Source organism: Cetobacterium sp. ZWU0022 (genome assembly GCF_000800875.1).
In the GTDB taxonomy this organism is placed as follows: domain Bacteria; phylum Fusobacteriota; class Fusobacteriia; order Fusobacteriales; family Fusobacteriaceae; genus Cetobacterium_A.
Genome location: NZ_JRJZ01000014.1, coordinates 76256 through 93397, shown reverse-complemented (window position 1 = coordinate 93397; position 17142 = coordinate 76256). Strand labels below are relative to the sequence as shown.

The following is a 17142-nucleotide window of genomic DNA, read 5'->3' as shown; positions in this document are numbered from 1 at the left end:
AATATTTATAATATAAATTTTATTTTTAAACACGTATCTTAATTATTATACCATGAATTTTAATAATAACAAACATAATATATTTTCTTTTTTTTTAAATTATGTTAAAATATTCTATACAATAAAAGAAGAAAGAGAGGAAGAATAGTGAATTTATTTACTCCTTTGAATATAAGAAATAAAAAACTTAAAAATAGAGTAGTTTTACCACCATTAGTTAGATTTTCTATGGTAGAAAAAGATGGATATGTAACAGAGGGTTTATTAGATTGGTATAAAGATGTTGCAGAGGGTGGAACAGGATTAATTATAGTTGAAGCTAGTTGTGTTGCAGAAGATGGAAAGTTAAGAGATAACCAAATAGGGATTTGGAGTGATGATTTTATAGAAGGATTATCAAAAGTTGCAGATATCGGGAAGCAATACGATGTTCCAATGTTGATTCAGATTCATCATGCGGGATTTAAAGAGGAAGTTGCAACTGTATCTGAAGAAACTTTAGATAAAATTTTAGAACAGTTTGTAGAAGCCTTTAAAAGAGCTAAAAAAGCCGGGTTTGATGGAATAGAGATACATGGTGCACATACATATCTTTTATCTCAACTTAATTCAAGACTTTGGAACGTTAGAAATGATAAATATGGTGGAAGTTTTGAAAAAAGAATGTTTTTCACAAAAGAGTTAATAGAAAGAACAAGAGAGCTTTTTGATGAAGATTTTATATTGGGTTATAGAATGGGTGGAAATGAACCTACATTAGAAGATGGAATAGAGATAGCTAAATATTTGGAAAAAATTGGAGTGGATGTTATCCATGTTTCTTCGGGAGTTCCAGATCCAGAAAAGAAACAACTCGTTAAAGTTGATATACCGGAAGATTTTGAATTTGACTGGGTAGTTTATTTAGGAGTAGAAATAAAAAAGCATGTAAATGTACCAGTTATAGGTGTAAGAAATATAAAAACTGAAGAACAAGCAAGTACTTTGATTGAAAGTGGAATGTTAGATTTAGTAGCAATAGGTAGAGGAATGATTGCAAGACCAAATTGGGTTCAATTTGCTAAAAAAGAGTATTTTAAAAGAACAGGAAAAATGGTGGACTAATGGAGATAAAAAGTTTAGATATTTTCTGTGAGATAATTGATAACTTTGGTGATATAGGTGTTGTTTATAGAGTTGCGAAAGAGTTCAAAAGTATATATAATGAAAACATAGAGATTAGAGTTTTTTTAAATCGATTGGATGAGTTTTTACCTTTAAACAAAAGAGCTAAAAATGTTGGTTATCAAAAGATAGATGGAATAGAGTATATAACTAATGAATATTTAGCTAAAAATATATGTACATTTTCTCCTGCAAATGTTATAATAGAGGCCTTTGGATGTAATATTTTAGAGGGATATTTGAATAAAGCTAAAGATGAATCATCTTTACTTATAAATCTAGAATATTTATCTGGAGAAAGCTGGATAGAGGAAGTTCATTTGATGGAGTCGCCTATTGGAGCAAAAAAGTTGAGAAAATATTTCTTTATGCCTGGCTTTAAAGAGAATACAGGTGGAGTTATAGTGGATAAGTTATTTTTAAATAGAAAGTTAGAGGTACAAAATAATAAGAGTATCTATATAGAAAAATACTTACCAGATTTAAGTGATAGAGATTATTTTATAGGAACTATATTTAGTTATGAAAAAAACTTTTTACCTCTTTTAAATGTCTTATTAAAAAATGGTAAAAATAATTGTCTACTGGTATTAGGACAAAAATCTCAAGATAGTATAAAAATAATTTTAGAAAAATTAGATTTTGTTGAAGTATCAAAAGACAGTTATGAAATGGGAAATTTAAAAATTAAATTTATGCCTTTTTTAGAGCAGGAAGAGTATGAAGAGTTAATAAACGTTGTTGATTATAATTTTGTAAGAGGAGAAGATTCTTTTGTAAGAGCACTTCTTACAGGAAAGCCATTTATGTGGCATATCTATTTACAAGAAGAGATGGCGCATATGGATAAAATAGATGGTTTTATAGAAAGATATAAAGAAGTTTTAGAGGAATTTAATTTAGAAATTCCTTTAAATATACAGACAAAGCTATTAAGAGATTATAATTTAAGAGATAGTAACTCTTTAGAGCTAGGTAGAGAGAATTATGAGGAATTCTTTAAAGAGTTTGAACAGATTTCTCAACTGACTAAAGCTTATTCAGAGTATATCGAACTAAAGTGTAATCTTATAGATAAATTAAATAGATTTATTTTAAAATATTAGGAGGTTCAATTATGAAAACTGCTCAAGAACTAAGAGCTGGAAGTACAGTAAAGATTGGAAACGATCCTTACGTAATTCTAAAAGCAGAGTACAACAAATCAGGAAGAAACGCTGCTGTGATGAAGTACAAGATGAAAAACTTATTAAACGGAAACATATCTGACGCTATATACAAAGCTGACGATAAAATGGACGATATCAGACTTGATAAAGTTAAAGCTGTTTACTCATACAACGATGGAGATTTCTATGTATTCTCTAACCCAGAAACTTGGGATCAAATCGAATTAAAAGATGAGGATTTAGGAGACGCTTTAAATTACTTAGAAGAAGCAATGGAATTAGAAGTAGTTTACTATGAGTCAACTCCAGTTGCAGTAGAGTTACCTACTTTCGTTGAAAGACAAGTAACTTATACTGAGCCAGGATTAAGAGGAGATACTTCAGGAAAAGTAATGAAACCTGCTAAAATAAACACAGGATTCGAAATTCAAGTTCCTTTATTCGTTGAGCAAGATGAGTGGATTAAAATTGATACAAGATCAAACGAATACGTTGAAAGAATCAAAAGATAGTAAATTAAAAAACTGAGGCTAGCCTCAGTTTTTTTTATTTCATTATTTTTACAAAAAATAAAAAGAGTCACAAGGGATAACAGGAGTAATCTTATACCCGCATTAAATACCTTAGTGCTGCTTCCTTCCAGATCTGACACGGTTCGATACTAATACGCCATAAGGCTCCTGTCACCACACTTGTGACATTTGTAATTATACCATTAAAAAATAAAAAATACAAGTGAAAATATTAAAAAATATTTTTAAAGAAATTTTTCACCTTATTTTTCTTTTCTTCAAAACTATTTTTATATTGATTTTTTAATTGATTTTCTAAAAAATCATTGAATGTAACTCGATTGTTAATTAAGGTTCTTCTGATTTCCTCAGGTAATGTAGTTTTTATGTTTATAAAATTTGTATTAGTTGAAAAGTTATTGTAAACTTTCAAATTATACTCTTTTGTTTCAGTTAATCGGATAAATTCATTTAAAATATTTTTCTTGAAGTTATCTAAACTATTTGAATTTTGAATAGTACTTTTATTTATTTGTATATGACTGATTTCTGTTGTACCATCGATTTTAATAATTTCTCCATTTATATTGATTATCTGCTCACTGTTTATATTTCCATCAGATAAATAAGTGTTAATATTATTAAATGAGGTAGCTTTAAAATTATTTAACTTCATATAAATGTTTCCAGAAAGGGTATTACTATTTAAATCTCCATAGATTTTCCCTTCACCATTACCATTAATCTCTGAAAGAGTTATATTGATCGGAAGCAAAGTGTTTTTAGAAAAATCAGTGTTGAAATTTTTAAAGTTTCCCAAAAACTTTATATTGTTATTAGAGCCTGAAAACGATATATTTTTAATTAGGATATTATTTTCATTATTTTTTATTTTTATTTTATAAATAAATTCTTTAGAATTTTTAGAAAAAGAGTTTATTCTATTTTTCAGATGTGAATTTATTTCAGTTTGAAGAATAATATCGATAAAATCTGCATTTTTTATAAGAAAATTAGTTAAATTATTTGACATATTTTTAGAAAAATTTTCTTTATTTAAAGCTGAATTAAAAATATTTGAAAGTCCGCCATCATTTTTAATTTGTTTATCAATCTCGTTTAAAAATTGAGATGTTTTTTCATTTTTAATCTCTGATTTAGCAGAAATATTGTGTTCAGGAAATTTAGTTGTGATAGTTTCATCTTTTGAATTCGTAGATGAAGAAACTTCAGATTGGTTAATGAAAATAATATCTTTAATATCGATTGATTCTATTGTAAAATTTTTTTTATCTTTCAAAAATTCCTTGAAGCTCATCTCTGTGTAAAGATGAGTTATCTGTATTTTATCTTTTTCAAAAATGGTATTCTCTAATTTAAATGAGTTGCTAAGAATATTTAAATTAGCTTTTTTTATAGTAACATTTTGTTTTAGTGATTTAGAAAGTTCTTTTTCTAAAATCCTTTTAAAGTAGATATTTTTTCCAATCGAGCCTAAGATAACTGAAGCTATGATTGCTAAAAAAAATATTTTTGTTTTATTTTTCATAAAATCCTCCAAAAAAATAAAGGCAAGAAATAGAATTCTTGCCTTTAAAATCTGATTAATTATTTTAAAAATTAAAGTGCTAATCCACCACTAACTTCAATAGTTTGTCCAGTGATATAAGCTGATTCGTCACTTGCAAGGAATAATACAGCATTAGCGATATCTTCAGGCATTCCTAATTTCCCTAAAGCAGTTCTCTCAAGCATTCCATTGATTACATCTTCAGGTAGTACATCAGTCATAGGAGTAGCAATGAATCCAGGTGCAACACAGTTAGCTCTGATTTGAGCACCTTTTCTAGCTAATTCTTTAGACCAAGTTTTAGTCATAGCAATAACTCCACCTTTAGTTGCTGAGTAGTTTGCTTGTCCAATGTTTCCGTATAATCCAACTACAGATGATATAGTTATGATTGAACCTTTTTTATTTTTAGTCATTAAAGGTGCAATAGCTTGAGTAACATTGAAAACACCTTTTAAGTTAACACTGATAACAGCATCCCAAGCATCTTCGCTCATTCTAACAAAAGGAGCATCCTTAGTTATTCCAGCATTGTTAACTAGGATATCAACTCTTCCAAATTCCTCTTTTATTTTTTTTACTAATTCTTTAATAGCATCTCTATCAGTTACATTTAAAATTTCGTGTCTAACGTTTGCTTGCTCGAAAGTTGCTTCTCCCATATCACAAGAGATAACTAATTCAGCACCTTCAGAAGCTAATTTTTCAACTATAGTTCTTCCAATTCCTCTAGCTCCACCAGTTACTAAAGCAATTTTTCCTTCTATTCTATTCATAAGATCCTCCTATAAAATACATGTGTCATTTAATAGTATAATTATTTAAAAAAAATGTCAATGATTTCCTAAAAAAATTAATGAGATGTTCCCATTTTGAATAGGTCTTCATTTAATTTATCTGCTTGTTTACTAGGTAGTAGTAAAACAAGAACATCCCCTGCTAAAATTTGAGAACTTCCTTTAGGTATATACTCAACTTCAGCTCTTCTAATAGCAACGACTAGAGTATGTTTTGGCCAGTTGATATCTTTTATCAATTTGTTTTCAAAATCTGAATCAGCAGAAACTGGAATACAGATAAGTGTTTTATCTAGATGTTCGTGACGGTCCTCTTCAAGATCATCGTTTAGCTTTTTCTTAGGCATTCTATCATAAAGAATCTCATATATAGGTTCAAGTTTTAAAATATCAGTTATATAATAGGCTACGATAGATATAGTAGCAATAGCTAAGAGATGATCAAAGCTTCCAGTCATTTCTAGAATCAAAATTGTTCCGGTTATGGGTGCTCTAACTACAGCAACAAAGAAACCAGCCATACCTAAAATCATATAATGGACAATAAAGTCATTTCCAACACCAAAGTTACTAATAAGTATAAGAGCGTATATTTTTCCTAAAATAGCCCCTAAAACAAGCATTGGTAAAAAAATTCCACCTTGGAAACCAGTAGCGTATGATATTGTTGTGAAAAAAAGTTTAGCTAATAGAACAAATATTAAAAATATGATTGTTTGATTTAAATGTGGTAGTTCTTCAACTAAATGATGTCCACCACCTGTTATATCAGGCATAATAAAACATATTATAAATGATAATGTCATTACAAATGATATTTTAAAAGCTCGAGATAATTTTACTCCTTTAAAAATATCTTGAGTTTTAATTAATGAAAAAGTAAAAAACTTTCCACAAAACGCAAGGATAACTCCAAAAATTATAAAAAATAAAAATTGAAGATATGGATTTATATTTGTAGGATATTTAGTATATAAATCAAAAGATGGATTCATATCAAAAATTCTTCTAGCCATAAAGTTTGAACAGATACTAGCTAAGAAAGTACAAATGATTAGTTTAGATGAGAAGAAACGATGAAGTTCTTCCATACTAAAAATAACTCCTGATAATGGAGCTCCAAAAGCTCCGGCCAATCCAGCACTTGATCCCGCAGTCACTAAGTATTTTTCATCAGTATAATCTCTTTTGAAAATTTTAGTGACACCATATCCGATATATGATCCTAATTGTACAGAAGGTCCTTCTCTACCAAGAGATAAACCAGCTCCAATTCCTAATAAACCTCCAAAGAATTTTACAAGCAGTTCTTTAAACCAAAATAGATAATCTAATTTTCTTAAAATTAGAGCTTTCACTTGAGGAATACCACTTCCTCCAGTTGTAGGAAATTTTCTAGATATGTAATCTACGAAAAGTCCTATTGCGATAAAAATACCCCAAATAAAAATAAGTTTTATTGGATTGGTTAACAGTTCTTTATTAAGATATTGACTTCTAAGATGTTCTGCAAAAGATAGTCCATATCTATAAACTGAAACAGTTATTCCAGTTGTAATACCGACTAGTATTGAAAGACCATACAATCCCTTATTTCCTTTTTGGAGAAGTTCAACATGATTTTGAATATTTCTTTTTTCAATCATAAAATCTCCTTGAGAATGTGTTATATTACTCGGGAATAGTAACATAAAAGATATAAAAAGTAAAGTAGAATCAAACAAAAGGGAAAGCTTGCGTTATATGAAAGGATAGGGTAGAATATAGTGTAAGAGAATAGTTTAAATTTAATGAGGTGATTGATTATGAGATTTAAAAAAATGCAAGGTGCAGGCAATGATTTTATACTATTAGATGGGATAAGAAATACTTATGAAGACTATTCAAAAATAGCTAAAAAGCTTTGTGATAGACGTTATGGTATTGGTGGCGATGGATTAATGGTAGCAGAGAAGAGTGAAATTGCAGATATAAAAATGGTGTACTATAATTCAGATGGGTCAAAAGGTGAAATGTGTGGAAATGGAATTAGATGTTTTTCGAAATTTGTATATGAAGAGAAACTTGTAGATACTGATGAGATAAAAATAGAAACGGGTGATGGAGTAAAAACATCATATTTAAAAATAGAAAAAGATATTGTCAAAGAGGTTACTATTTACATGGGAAAAGCAAGAATGACTCCAAAAGAGATTCCTGTTGATTCAAATTCTAAAAATATATTAAGAGAGATAATTAGTGTAGGTGGAGAAGAGTTTGAATACTCAGCAGTGCTGATAGGAGTTCCACATGCAGTTATAATAAAAGATAATTTAGAGAGAGTTGATGTAAATAAAGTTGGAGAAGAGATGGAAAAACATAAAGTATTTCCAAAGAGAATTAATGTAAACTTCATAGAGATTTTAGATAAAAAAAGATTAAAAATAAAAACGTGGGAGAGAGGTGCTGGAAGAACACTAGCGTGTGGAACGGGTTCTTGTTCAGGAGCGTATATAGCCAATTTGTTAGATTTGGTAGATGAAGAGGTTATGGTAGAAACAGAGGGTGGAGTGTTAAAAATTAAGATAGATGGAGAAGATATCTTTATGACAGGAGCAGCAGAGACCACATTTAAAGGAGAGATAGAATGGGAATAGCAGAAAAAATTGTATTTATAATATTTTTGATTTTAATAAGTGCCTTTTTCTCAATGGCAGAGATATCATTAGCAGGAGCTAGAAAAATAAAGTTGCAACTTCTAGTTGATGAGGGAAATTTTAATGCGAAAAAAGTAATAGATTTACAAAGTAATCCGGGGAATTTTTTTACTACAGTTCAAATAGGGTTAAATATTGTAGCGATATTAGCCGGGATAATAGGAGATGGTATTTTATCACCTATTTTAAATAAATATATTTCAAATCCAACAGTTGCATTTTTAATATCATTTGCTTTTGTAACAGGTGCATTTGTTGAATTTGCAGATTTGATTCCTAAAAGATTAGCGATGGTTTATCCTGAAAAGATAGCGGTAACTTTGGTGAATCCAATGAGTTTAACAATAAAATTATTAACACCTATTGTATGGGTTTTTAATGGAGTCGCAAATATGGTATTTAAAATTTTTGATACACCTATTTCAAGAGATGAATTGATAACTCATGATGATATATTTGCACTAGTAGATGCTGGAGCGGAAGCAGGAGTTGTTCATACAAAAGAACATCACTTGATAGAGAACGTTTTTGAGTTAGAGCAAAGATGGGTGTCATCAGCAATGACAACAAGAGATGAGATAGTTTATTTTACATTAGAAGAGACAGAAGAAAGTATAAAGCAAAAGATTGCAGAGTATCCTCATTCAAAGTTTTTGGTTTGTGAGAGTGATATCGATTCTATTTATGGTTATGTTGGATCAAAAGATATTCTTCCAAGAATTTTAAAAGGAGAATCAAGTGGCCTTCAAAATATAAAAGAGATTACAAATAGAAATATTTTGATTATACCAAATACTTTAACTTTATCTGAAATGTTAGATAGATTTAATGAAGCTAGAGAAGATTTCGCGGTGATTTTAAATGAGTATGCTCATGTTGTTGGAGTGATAACTTTAAATGATGTTGTATCTACTTTGATGGGAGATGTTGTATATCCGATGCAAGAGGAGTATATAATAAAAAGAGGCGATGGTTCTTGGTTGATAGATGGTGTTACGGCAATAGAAGATGTTAAAAAAGTTTTAGAGATAGAATCATTCCCAGAAGAGGATAGTTATGAAACTATAGCAGGATTTATGATGTATATGCTAAAAAGTATCCCTAAAAAGGGAGCACATATAGAATATAATGGATATAGTTTTGAAGTTGTAGATGTAGATAATTTTAAAATAGATCAGTTGTTAGTAATAAAAGAAGATAAAGAATTAAAAGAAAGTATTGATGAATAATAAAAAAAGTGACCTTAAATTTTAAGGCCACTTTTTTTATTATCTAGTTATATTTTGTTCTTTAGCTATTCTTTTAACCTCATCAGCTACAACTGTAGCAACTCTAGGGTCAAAAGCATTAGGAATAACATATTCAGAAGTTAGTTCCTCTTCAGAAACAAGCTTAGCAATTCCAACAGCAGCAGCAATCTTCATCTCTTCTGTTATTTTTTTAGCTTTAGCATCTAAAGCTCCTCTGAAGATTCCAGGGAAAGCTAAAACGTTATTAACTTGATTAGGATAATCAGATCTTCCTGTACCAACTATTCTAGCACCTCCAGCAATTGCATCTTCGGGCATGATTTCAGGATTTGGATTAGCCATAGCAAAAACTATAGAATCTTTGTTCATAGTTTTAACCATCTCAATTGAAAGAATATTAGCCGCAGAAACTCCAATAAATACATCTCTACCCTCAACTGCTTCCTTTAAACTTCCTTTGATGTTATTAGGATTTGTAATATCAGCAATTTCTGATTTTAAGAAGTTGTATTGAGCTTTATTATCTCTAGTTATTATACCATCAATATCATTAACAACGATATCTTTGGCACCCATTTTGATAAGAAGCTTGATAATAGAACTTCCAGCAGCTCCAGCACCACTAACAACAAATTTAGCAGTTTCAAATGATTTGTTAACTAACTTGAAAGAGTTGATAAGAGCAGCAACAACAACAATTGCAGTTCCATGTTGATCATCGTGGAAAACAGGGATATTTAGTTCCTCTTTAAGTCTAGTTTCAATCTCTACACATCTAGGAGCAGAGATATCTTCAAGATTTATTCCACCAAATCCAGGAGCTATAAGTTTAACTGCCTTTATAATCTCCTCTGTATCTTGAGTATCTAAACATATTGGGAAAGCATCTACTCCAGCGAATTGTTTAAAGAGAATAGCTTTTCCCTCCATAACAGGAAGCGCAGCCTCAGGACCGATATTTCCTAAACCTAAAACAGCAGAACCATCAGTTACAACAGCAACCATATTTCCTTTTGATGTGTATTTATAAACATTCTCTACATCTTCTTTAATTGCCATACAAGGTGCTGCAACTCCTGGAGAATAAGCAAGACTTAACTCCTCTTTATTTGTGACAGCCACCTTTGAAATCACTTCGATTTTTCCTAAGTGAGCTTCATGTAATTCTAAAGATTTTTCAAAAACTGTAGACATAAAAATTACCCCTTTAATTAAATTTATTTTATTATTTATTTTGAGCTATTTCTAGCAATTTCGTATAAATCATTTCCTTCCGTATCGTTTATAACAATAGCGGGGAAATCAACAACCTCAAGTTTTCTAATAGCTTCGGCACCTAAATCTTCATAAGCGATAATTTCACTGCTTTTAACAGATTTAGCTATAAGAGCAGCAGCACCACCAACTGCAGCAAAATAGATAGCACTATTTTTAACAATGGAATCTCTAACTTTTTGGTCTCTAGCACCTTTTCCAATCATTCCTTTAAGACCTTGGTCTAAAATTTCAGGAGAGTAAGAATCCATTCTATAACTAGTAGTAGGTCCACAGCTTCCAATTGGTTGACCAGGTTTTGCTGGAGTAGGACCAGCATAATATATTATTTGACCTTTCACATCGAAAGGTAACTCTTTACCTTCTTCTAGAAGTTTAACTAGTCTAGCATGTGCAGCATCTCTAGCAGTATATATAGTTCCTGTAATAGAAACGGCATCACCAGATTTTAATTTTATAATATCTTCATCTCTTAGTGGAGTAGTTAGTTTAATCATAATGTAACCTCCTTGTGTCTAGCGGCATGACAGTTCAAATTAACAGCAACAGGTAAAGAAGCGAAGTGGCAAGCTTGAGTTTCAACTTTGACAGCTAATGCTGTAGTTTTTCCACCAAGACCTTGAGGGCCAACATTTGTATTGTTAATTAATTCTAAAAGTTCTGCTTCTAAAGCGCCAGCAATTGGATCAGGATTAATATCGTCAATCTCTCTTAAAAGTGCTTCTTTAGCTAGTTCAGCACATCTTTCAAAGTTTCCACCGATTCCAACACCAACAATGATAGGGGGACAAGGATTTCCACCAGCATTTTTGATACTATCTACTACGAATTTTTTAATACCTTCAACTCCATCAGCTGGCTTGAACATTTTTAAGGTACTCATATTTTCAGAGCCTCCACCTTTAGGGGCAACTACTATTTTAACTTTATCTGAACCAGGGATAAGCTTAGTGTGAATAACTGCAGGAGTATTATCCTGAGTATTTATTCTGTCAAGAGGATGTTTTATAACAGATTTTCTTAAATATCCATCTTTATATCCTTTAGCAACTCCAGCGTTTACAGCAGAGTAGATATCCCCATTAATTTTTACTTCTGTTCCAATTTCTAAAAATACAACAACGAGACCAGTATCCTGACACATAGGAACATTATCCTTAGCAGCAATCTCATCATTCTCGATGATTTGGCTTAAAATCACCTTACCTAATTCACTTGTTTCTGTAGTTTGACATTCTTTAATCTTGTTTAGAACGTCATTTCCAATGAAGTAGTTGGCTTCAATACAAAGTCTAGCCACCTCATTAGTAACTAAATCTAAATCTAGTACCTTCATTTTTTCCTCCTTAATTTCTGTGTATGCTTTTTGTCTATAAAATTAAAGAAAGGCACCATCTTTATTAAAAACAACAAAGAGGTACCTTCTTAAAAAAATTACTTTTTGATTTTAACTCTCATTAAAAGGTCTCCTATTTTAACATCCCCAGAAGCAACAACTTCTAATGCTTCAACTTGGTCCATGTTAGCGATAATAACAGGAGTTTTAGTTGATTTAGCATTTTCTTTAATATAAGCTAAATCGTATTTAATAAGTTCATCTTTAACCTCTACAGTTGATCCAGGTTCAGCGACTCTAGTGAATCCTTCTCCGTTTAATTTTACTGTGTCAATACCAAAGTGAACAATTAACTCAAGTCCGTTAGAAACTTCAAAACTAACTGCGTGGTTAGTAGCGAAAATATCAATTTCACCAGCTACAGGTGAGCATATAGCTCCCTCAGTAGGGTCGATTCCACATCCGTCTCCAATCATTTTTTGAGAGAAAGCGTCATCTGGTATTTCGCTTAAAGGAATAACTTTTCCGTTTAATGGTGAGTAAATATTGAACCACTCATCCTCTTTTTTCTTTTTAAAGAAATCAAATAATCCCATAGTCAAATCTCCTTTCAAATTAAATGCGAAACATATGTAGTATTATTTCACATTTAGTTCATTAAATCAATAATATTTTTAAAGAAAAGCATACAAAGAATAAAAGAAAACTCTATGTACTATAAATAAATTATATCATAAGTATTAAATATTTTCCTAGAAAATTATTTATATTTTTTTGAACAATAAAAAAAACTTATGTGTTGATTAATTACATTAATAGTCGTTTACTTAAAAGAGTGAATGGAAATTAAATAAAACTTGACAAATTTAAAATAAAACTTTAATATTGAAGTAAAGTTATATTTTGAACCATATATACTTCGAATACGGCGAAGAGTTTCTACGAGCTACCTTAAATAGCTTTCTATGGGTCAAAACTTAGATTTTTTATTTAAGTTTTTTTGACCTGTTTACACAGGTTTTTTTTATTTTCAGAGTAAATAATAATAAAAATATTTAAAATAAAATTTAGGAGGGAAACATGGAAAGATTGTTTCAATTAAAGGAACACGGAACAACAGTAAGACAGGAGATAATAGCAGGGGTTACAACATTTTTAACAATGGCGTATATTATATTTGTTAATCCGTCAATCTTATCGATGACTGGAATGGATAAAGGAGCTTTAATAACTGTAACATGTTTAGCATCAGCAATAGGAACTGCGATAACAGCTTTTTGGGTTAACGCTCCATTAGCAATGGCACCAGGAATGGGATTAAATGCATTCTTTACTTTTACATTGGTTTTAGGAAACGGAGCGACTTGGGAGCAAGCTCTAGGAGTGGTATTTATATCTGGGGTTATATTCTTAGCATTAACATTCTCAGGATTAAGAGAGAAAATAATTGATGCAATACCAGCAGAGTTAAGATTAGCTGTTGGTGCAGGAATAGGGTTGTTTATAGCGTTTTTAGGAATGCAAGGAATGGGACTTATAGTAAGTAATCCAGCAACAATTGTAGCCTTAGGAAAATTTAATTTAAATGTAGTTTTAGGATTGGTTGGATTTGCAATCATGGGATTATTAGAGATGAAAAAAGTAAAAGGTGGAATATTAATAGGAATTGTTACAACAACAGTTCTAGGAATAATATTTGGAGCGGTAGAACTACCTTCTCAAATAATTTCAATGCCACCGAGTCCAGCACCAATAGCTTTAAAGTTAGATGTTTTAGGAGCAATAAAACCGATATTCTTAGGATCGATATTCTCATTCATGTTTGTTGATTTATTTGATTCTTTAGGAACAATAATGGCTTGTGCTCACGAAGCAGAAATGATAGATGAAAAGGGTAAAATAAAGAATGTAAGCAAAATATTAGAAGCTGATGCGATAGCAACAGTAATTGGATCACTTTTAGGAACATCAACGACAACAACGTTCGTAGAATCTGCATCTGGAATAGCGGTAGGAGGAAGAACAGGTCTTACAGCACTAACAACAGCGATATTGTTTGCGGTATCATTATTCTTCTCACCAATCATTGGGGTAGTACCTGCATTTGCAACAGCACCAGCGCTTATATTAGTTGGAGTATATATGTTTAAAAATCTATTAGATATTGATTTCCATAATATAGAAGTAGCAATTCCATGTTTCTTAATAATAATAATGATGCCGTTGACTTATAGTATTTCAATTGGAATATCATTTGGATTTATATCTTACATAGTAGTTTCAGTATTTAGTGGAAAAGTTACAAATATAAAACCAATTATGTGGATAATTGGATTCTTCTCAGTTGTAGAATTAATGTTTAAATAATAAAAAAAGGAGTTTATCTTGAGTGATAAACTCCTTTTCTATTTAAGCTCTATTTTCTAAATTAATATTTTGCTCGTTTTTAAAAATCATACTTCCAAAGAAAGTTATTAAAGATGGCATAATCCATGGGAATCCAGCTTTAGCTAAAGGAATGAAGTTTAAATCAATTTTAAAAGTTTCTGCAATACTGATAATAAGCGTTACAGTTACGACAGCTTTGAACGTAAAGTGATTTTTAACTCCTAAAATATTTAATAAAATAAGCACGATAGTTACAGGATATAGTATAACTAGAACAGGAACAGATAAACTAATAATGTAGTCCAATCCAGCAACAGAGAGTATGGTAGAGAAAATACACATACCTATAGCTATTTTTTTATATGAAATTTTAGTTAATTTTGAGAACCAATCACTAGCGAGAGCAACTAATCCAACAGAAGTAGTAAGACATGCAGCAGCAACGCAAATTCCAAAAGCGATTTTTCCAACATCTCCTAAAGTAAGCTGAGCAAGAGTCAGTGTTGTTTGCGCAGTAGTTAATCCCTTGATACTACTAATCTGTGCACCTAAATATATTAAACTTAAATAAATAAAACCTAATCCTATAGCAGCTATAAAACCAGCATTACTTAAAAACATTTTTTGTTCATTTTTATCTTTTATACCTTTTCCTTCAAGTCCACTGATAATAATCACTCCGAATAAAACAGAAGCGAGAGCATCCATAGTCTGATAACCACTTATAAATCCATAAGAAAGAGGATTAGTTGAAATAGTGGATTCGACAGGTGTTCCTAGATTGCCAGTAATACCAAGTATAGTTATTAAAAATAGAATAAATAAAATAACTGGAGTAAGAAATTTTCCAAGAATATCAGTTATGCTAGATTCATTTAAAACTAAGAATAGAGTAATACCAAAAAATATTATTGAAGTGATGATTGCAATAATAGTTGGATTAGCATTTGGAAATAAAGGAAGAACTCCCATTTCAAATGTTGTAGAGCCAGTTCTTGGAATAGCGAATAGAGGACCAATAACTAATATCAATACAGTAGAATAAACAGTATTAAATTTAGTTGAAACTTTATTTGCAAACTCTTCAAGACTCCCAACTTTGGTAAAAGCTAAAATTCCTAATAATGGTAAACCAATTCCTGTAAGGAAAAATCCTAAACCAGCTTGAAACCAATCTTGACCAACAGCAACTCCAACAGAAGGTGGGAATAGTAAGTTTCCAGCACCGAAAAACATAGAGAACAGGGCGAACCCTAAAATTAATATCTCTTTCTTTTTGTTCATTATAACCTCCAAAATTTAAGTATTATAGTATTAAAAAAATGTGTGTGTTTAAATAATTAGCAAAATTGTATCAAAAAAATGAAAAAAAAGCAAGTTTAAATATTTAAAATAAAGCATAAGTGTACTTAAAAAATAGTACATAGAACAGAAAAAACGTCAACTAAAAAGAGAAACATCAATAAAATCAAGCTTTTATAGTTTTAAAATACGAACAAAAAAATAAAAAAATTGTTATCTACTAAATAAAAATAATAAATGCTAGGATTATAGATAAGAAATATACTTAAAAAATAAGCAATCAAGGAGGCAAAAATGCAATGGGTAAAGCAAATAATAGATGTTGTTAATACAATTCTATGGGAAAAAAATATTTTGGTAGTTATGTTAATAGGGATGGCGTTATATGCGAGTTATAAAACAAAATTCATGCAAGTTAGATTATTTGGTGAAATAGTTAAAACTTTAAAAGGTGAAAATACAGATGGAGAAGGAATGAGTTCACTAGAAGCTTTTTATTTGGGAACGGCTTGTAGAGTTGGAGCAGGTAATATAGCAGGAGTTGTGGCAGCTATCTCTATAGGTGGGCCAGGAGCATTATTTTGGATGTGGGTTGTGGCACTATTAGGAGCATCGACATCATTTATAGAATCGATTTTAGCGGTTATTTATCGTGAAAAATCTGAAGATGGAAGTTATAGAGGTGGAACACCGTGGATAATAAAAAATAGACTTAAAAAGAAGTGGCTAGGAGTGGCTTATGCAATAGCTTCTTTACTGTGTTATGTAGGGGTTATCCAAGTTATGTCAAACTCAGTTACAGAATCTATAGTAGGAGCATATAAAATAAAACCGATGATAGTCGGTATAATTTTATCGAGCTTAGTGGCGCTGACAATTTTTGGAAAAGGTAAAAAAGATAAGATAGTAGCAGCTTTAAATAAAATAGTCCCAGCAATGGCAGTTACATATTTAGCAGTGGTATTATACATACTAATTACAAATATAACGGGAATTCCAGCTGTATTCACAAAAATATTCTCTGCTGCTTTTGGAGTGAATCAATTTGCTGGTGGAGCATTAGGTGGAGTTATAATGCAAGGGGTTAGAAGAGGATTATTTTCAAATGAAGCAGGAAGTGGAAATGGAAATTATGCAGCAGCACTAGCAGATGTCGATGAGCCAGTTAAGCAAGGAATGGTTCAATCGTTAAGTGTTTTTGTAGATACGTTAGTAATTTGTAGTGCGACAGCTTTTGTTATATTACTAGCAGATGGAGTTGCTGTTGAGGGATTAGGAGGAATGGTTTTATTCCAAGAAGCTTTAAAAAGTCATATTGGTTGGATTGGAGCACCATTTACTGTGGTTATTCTATTCTTCTTCTCGTTTAGTACAATATTAGGAGTTACTTTTTACGGAAGAAATGCGCTTCATTTTATAAGTGAAAATCCGAATGTAAATTTAATGTATCAAGTTGTTGTGATAGCAATGGTTTATATAGGAGCCGTAGAACAGAATTTCTTTGTGTGGTCTCTAGCAGACTTCGGATTAGGATTGATGACAGTTTTAAATCTAGTAGCAATATCACCACTAATAGGAGAAGCGGTATCACACTTAGAAAGATATGAAGCGAAAATAAAAGATAAAAGAAAAATAAATATCTAAAAAACATTTTAACAGAAACACTATTGAGTAATTAAAAAA

Annotated in this window: 15 protein-coding genes, 1 other RNA gene and 1 riboswitch; of the genes, 7 read left to right on the top strand and 9 right to left on the bottom strand. The window is 30.6% G+C overall.

Annotation, left to right across the window (positions count from 1 at the left end):
* Positions 1-144: 144 nt before the first annotated feature.
* The 3 genes from L988_RS01055 to efp are packed head-to-tail and all read left to right on the top strand — an operon-like array spanning position 145 to position 2845.
* Positions 145-1104, top strand: a complete 960-nt coding sequence (locus L988_RS01055; RefSeq protein WP_047380660.1) for an NADH:flavin oxidoreductase — start codon at positions 145-147, stop codon at positions 1102-1104.
* Positions 1104-2270, top strand: coding sequence for an elongation factor P maturation arginine rhamnosyltransferase EarP (gene earP / locus L988_RS01050; RefSeq protein ID WP_047380658.1), 1167 nt, complete (start codon positions 1104-1106; stop codon positions 2268-2270). Before L988_RS01055 ends, earP begins: the two co-directional genes overlap by 1 nt.
* 11 nt (positions 2271-2281) lie before the next feature.
* The gene (efp, locus tag L988_RS01045) at positions 2282-2845 is read left to right on the top strand and encodes an elongation factor P (protein ID WP_047380656.1); all 564 of its coding nucleotides are present in this window, start codon (positions 2282-2284) and stop codon (positions 2843-2845) included.
* A 74-nt stretch (positions 2846-2919) separates the two neighbouring features.
* On the opposite strand, the gene ffs is transcribed toward efp, so the two are convergent.
* From ffs to L988_RS01030, 4 genes are all read right to left on the bottom strand, one after another.
* An RNA gene (ffs, locus tag L988_RS13370) (signal recognition particle sRNA small type) lies at positions 2920-3019 on the bottom strand.
* A gap of 58 nt (positions 3020-3077) precedes the next feature.
* On the bottom strand, positions 3078-4394 hold the full coding sequence (locus tag L988_RS01040; protein WP_047380654.1) for a hypothetical protein: 1317 nt from the start codon (positions 4392-4394) through the stop codon (positions 3078-3080).
* Between the two features lie 71 nt (positions 4395-4465).
* A complete protein-coding gene (gene fabG, locus L988_RS01035) occupies positions 4466-5191 on the bottom strand; it encodes a 3-oxoacyl-[acyl-carrier-protein] reductase (protein WP_047380652.1) in 726 nt (241 codons plus the stop codon).
* Positions 5192-5268: 77 nt separating this feature from the next.
* Complete coding sequence (locus L988_RS01030) at positions 5269-6858, bottom strand: ClC family H(+)/Cl(-) exchange transporter (protein WP_047380650.1); 1590 nt, start codon at positions 6856-6858, stop codon at positions 5269-5271.
* Positions 6859-7017: 159 nt separating this feature from the next.
* Here L988_RS01030 and dapF point away from each other — a divergent pair, with 159 nt between their 5' ends.
* Entirely contained in the window at positions 7018-7848 is an 831-nt protein-coding gene (dapF, locus tag L988_RS01025) for a diaminopimelate epimerase (protein ID WP_047380649.1), read from the top strand.
* Positions 7839-9137, top strand: coding sequence for a hemolysin family protein (locus L988_RS01020; RefSeq protein ID WP_047380648.1), 1299 nt, complete (start codon positions 7839-7841; stop codon positions 9135-9137). The genes dapF and L988_RS01020 overlap by 10 nt, the downstream gene beginning before the upstream one ends.
* A gap of 39 nt (positions 9138-9176) precedes the next feature.
* Here the strand turns inward: L988_RS01020 and L988_RS01015 are convergent, their stop codons facing one another.
* The 4 genes from L988_RS01015 to L988_RS01000 all read right to left on the bottom strand — a co-directional run bounded on the left by L988_RS01015 (position 9177) and on the right by L988_RS01000 (position 12365).
* Positions 9177-10352 carry an NADP-dependent malic enzyme gene (locus L988_RS01015; protein WP_047380646.1) on the bottom strand — a complete coding sequence of 392 codons (1176 nt, stop codon included), beginning with the start codon at positions 10350-10352 and terminating at the stop codon, positions 9177-9179.
* Positions 10353-10387: 35 nt separating this feature from the next.
* Positions 10388-10930 carry a Fe-S-containing hydro-lyase gene (locus L988_RS01010; protein WP_047380644.1) on the bottom strand — a complete coding sequence of 181 codons (543 nt, stop codon included), beginning with the start codon at positions 10928-10930 and terminating at the stop codon, positions 10388-10390.
* A complete protein-coding gene (locus L988_RS01005; RefSeq protein WP_047380642.1) occupies positions 10927-11769 on the bottom strand; it encodes a fumarate hydratase in 843 nt (280 codons plus the stop codon). The genes L988_RS01010 and L988_RS01005 overlap by 4 nt, the downstream gene beginning before the upstream one ends.
* A gap of 98 nt (positions 11770-11867) precedes the next feature.
* Positions 11868-12365 (bottom strand): PTS glucose transporter subunit IIA, encoded by a 498-nt coding sequence (locus L988_RS01000; protein ID WP_047380640.1) that lies wholly within the window; start codon positions 12363-12365, stop codon positions 11868-11870.
* 292 nt (positions 12366-12657) lie between these two features.
* A riboswitch (purine riboswitch) is annotated at positions 12658-12755 on the top strand.
* 94 nt (positions 12756-12849) lie between these two features.
* Between L988_RS01000 and L988_RS00995 the strand changes: the two genes are divergently transcribed.
* A complete protein-coding gene (locus L988_RS00995) occupies positions 12850-14136 on the top strand; it encodes an NCS2 family permease (protein ID WP_047380638.1) in 1287 nt (428 codons plus the stop codon).
* 42 nt (positions 14137-14178) lie between these two features.
* Here L988_RS00995 and brnQ read toward each other — a convergent pair whose 3' ends face one another.
* Positions 14179-15441: a branched-chain amino acid transport system II carrier protein gene (gene brnQ, locus L988_RS00990; protein ID WP_047380636.1), complete on the bottom strand. Its 1263-nt coding sequence runs from the start codon at positions 15439-15441 to the stop codon at positions 14179-14181.
* A gap of 312 nt (positions 15442-15753) precedes the next feature.
* Here brnQ and L988_RS00985 point away from each other — a divergent pair, with 312 nt between their 5' ends.
* Positions 15754-17103 carry a sodium:alanine symporter family protein gene (locus L988_RS00985; protein WP_047380634.1) on the top strand — a complete coding sequence of 450 codons (1350 nt, stop codon included), beginning with the start codon at positions 15754-15756 and terminating at the stop codon, positions 17101-17103.
* The last annotated feature ends 39 nt before the right edge of the window (positions 17104-17142 follow it).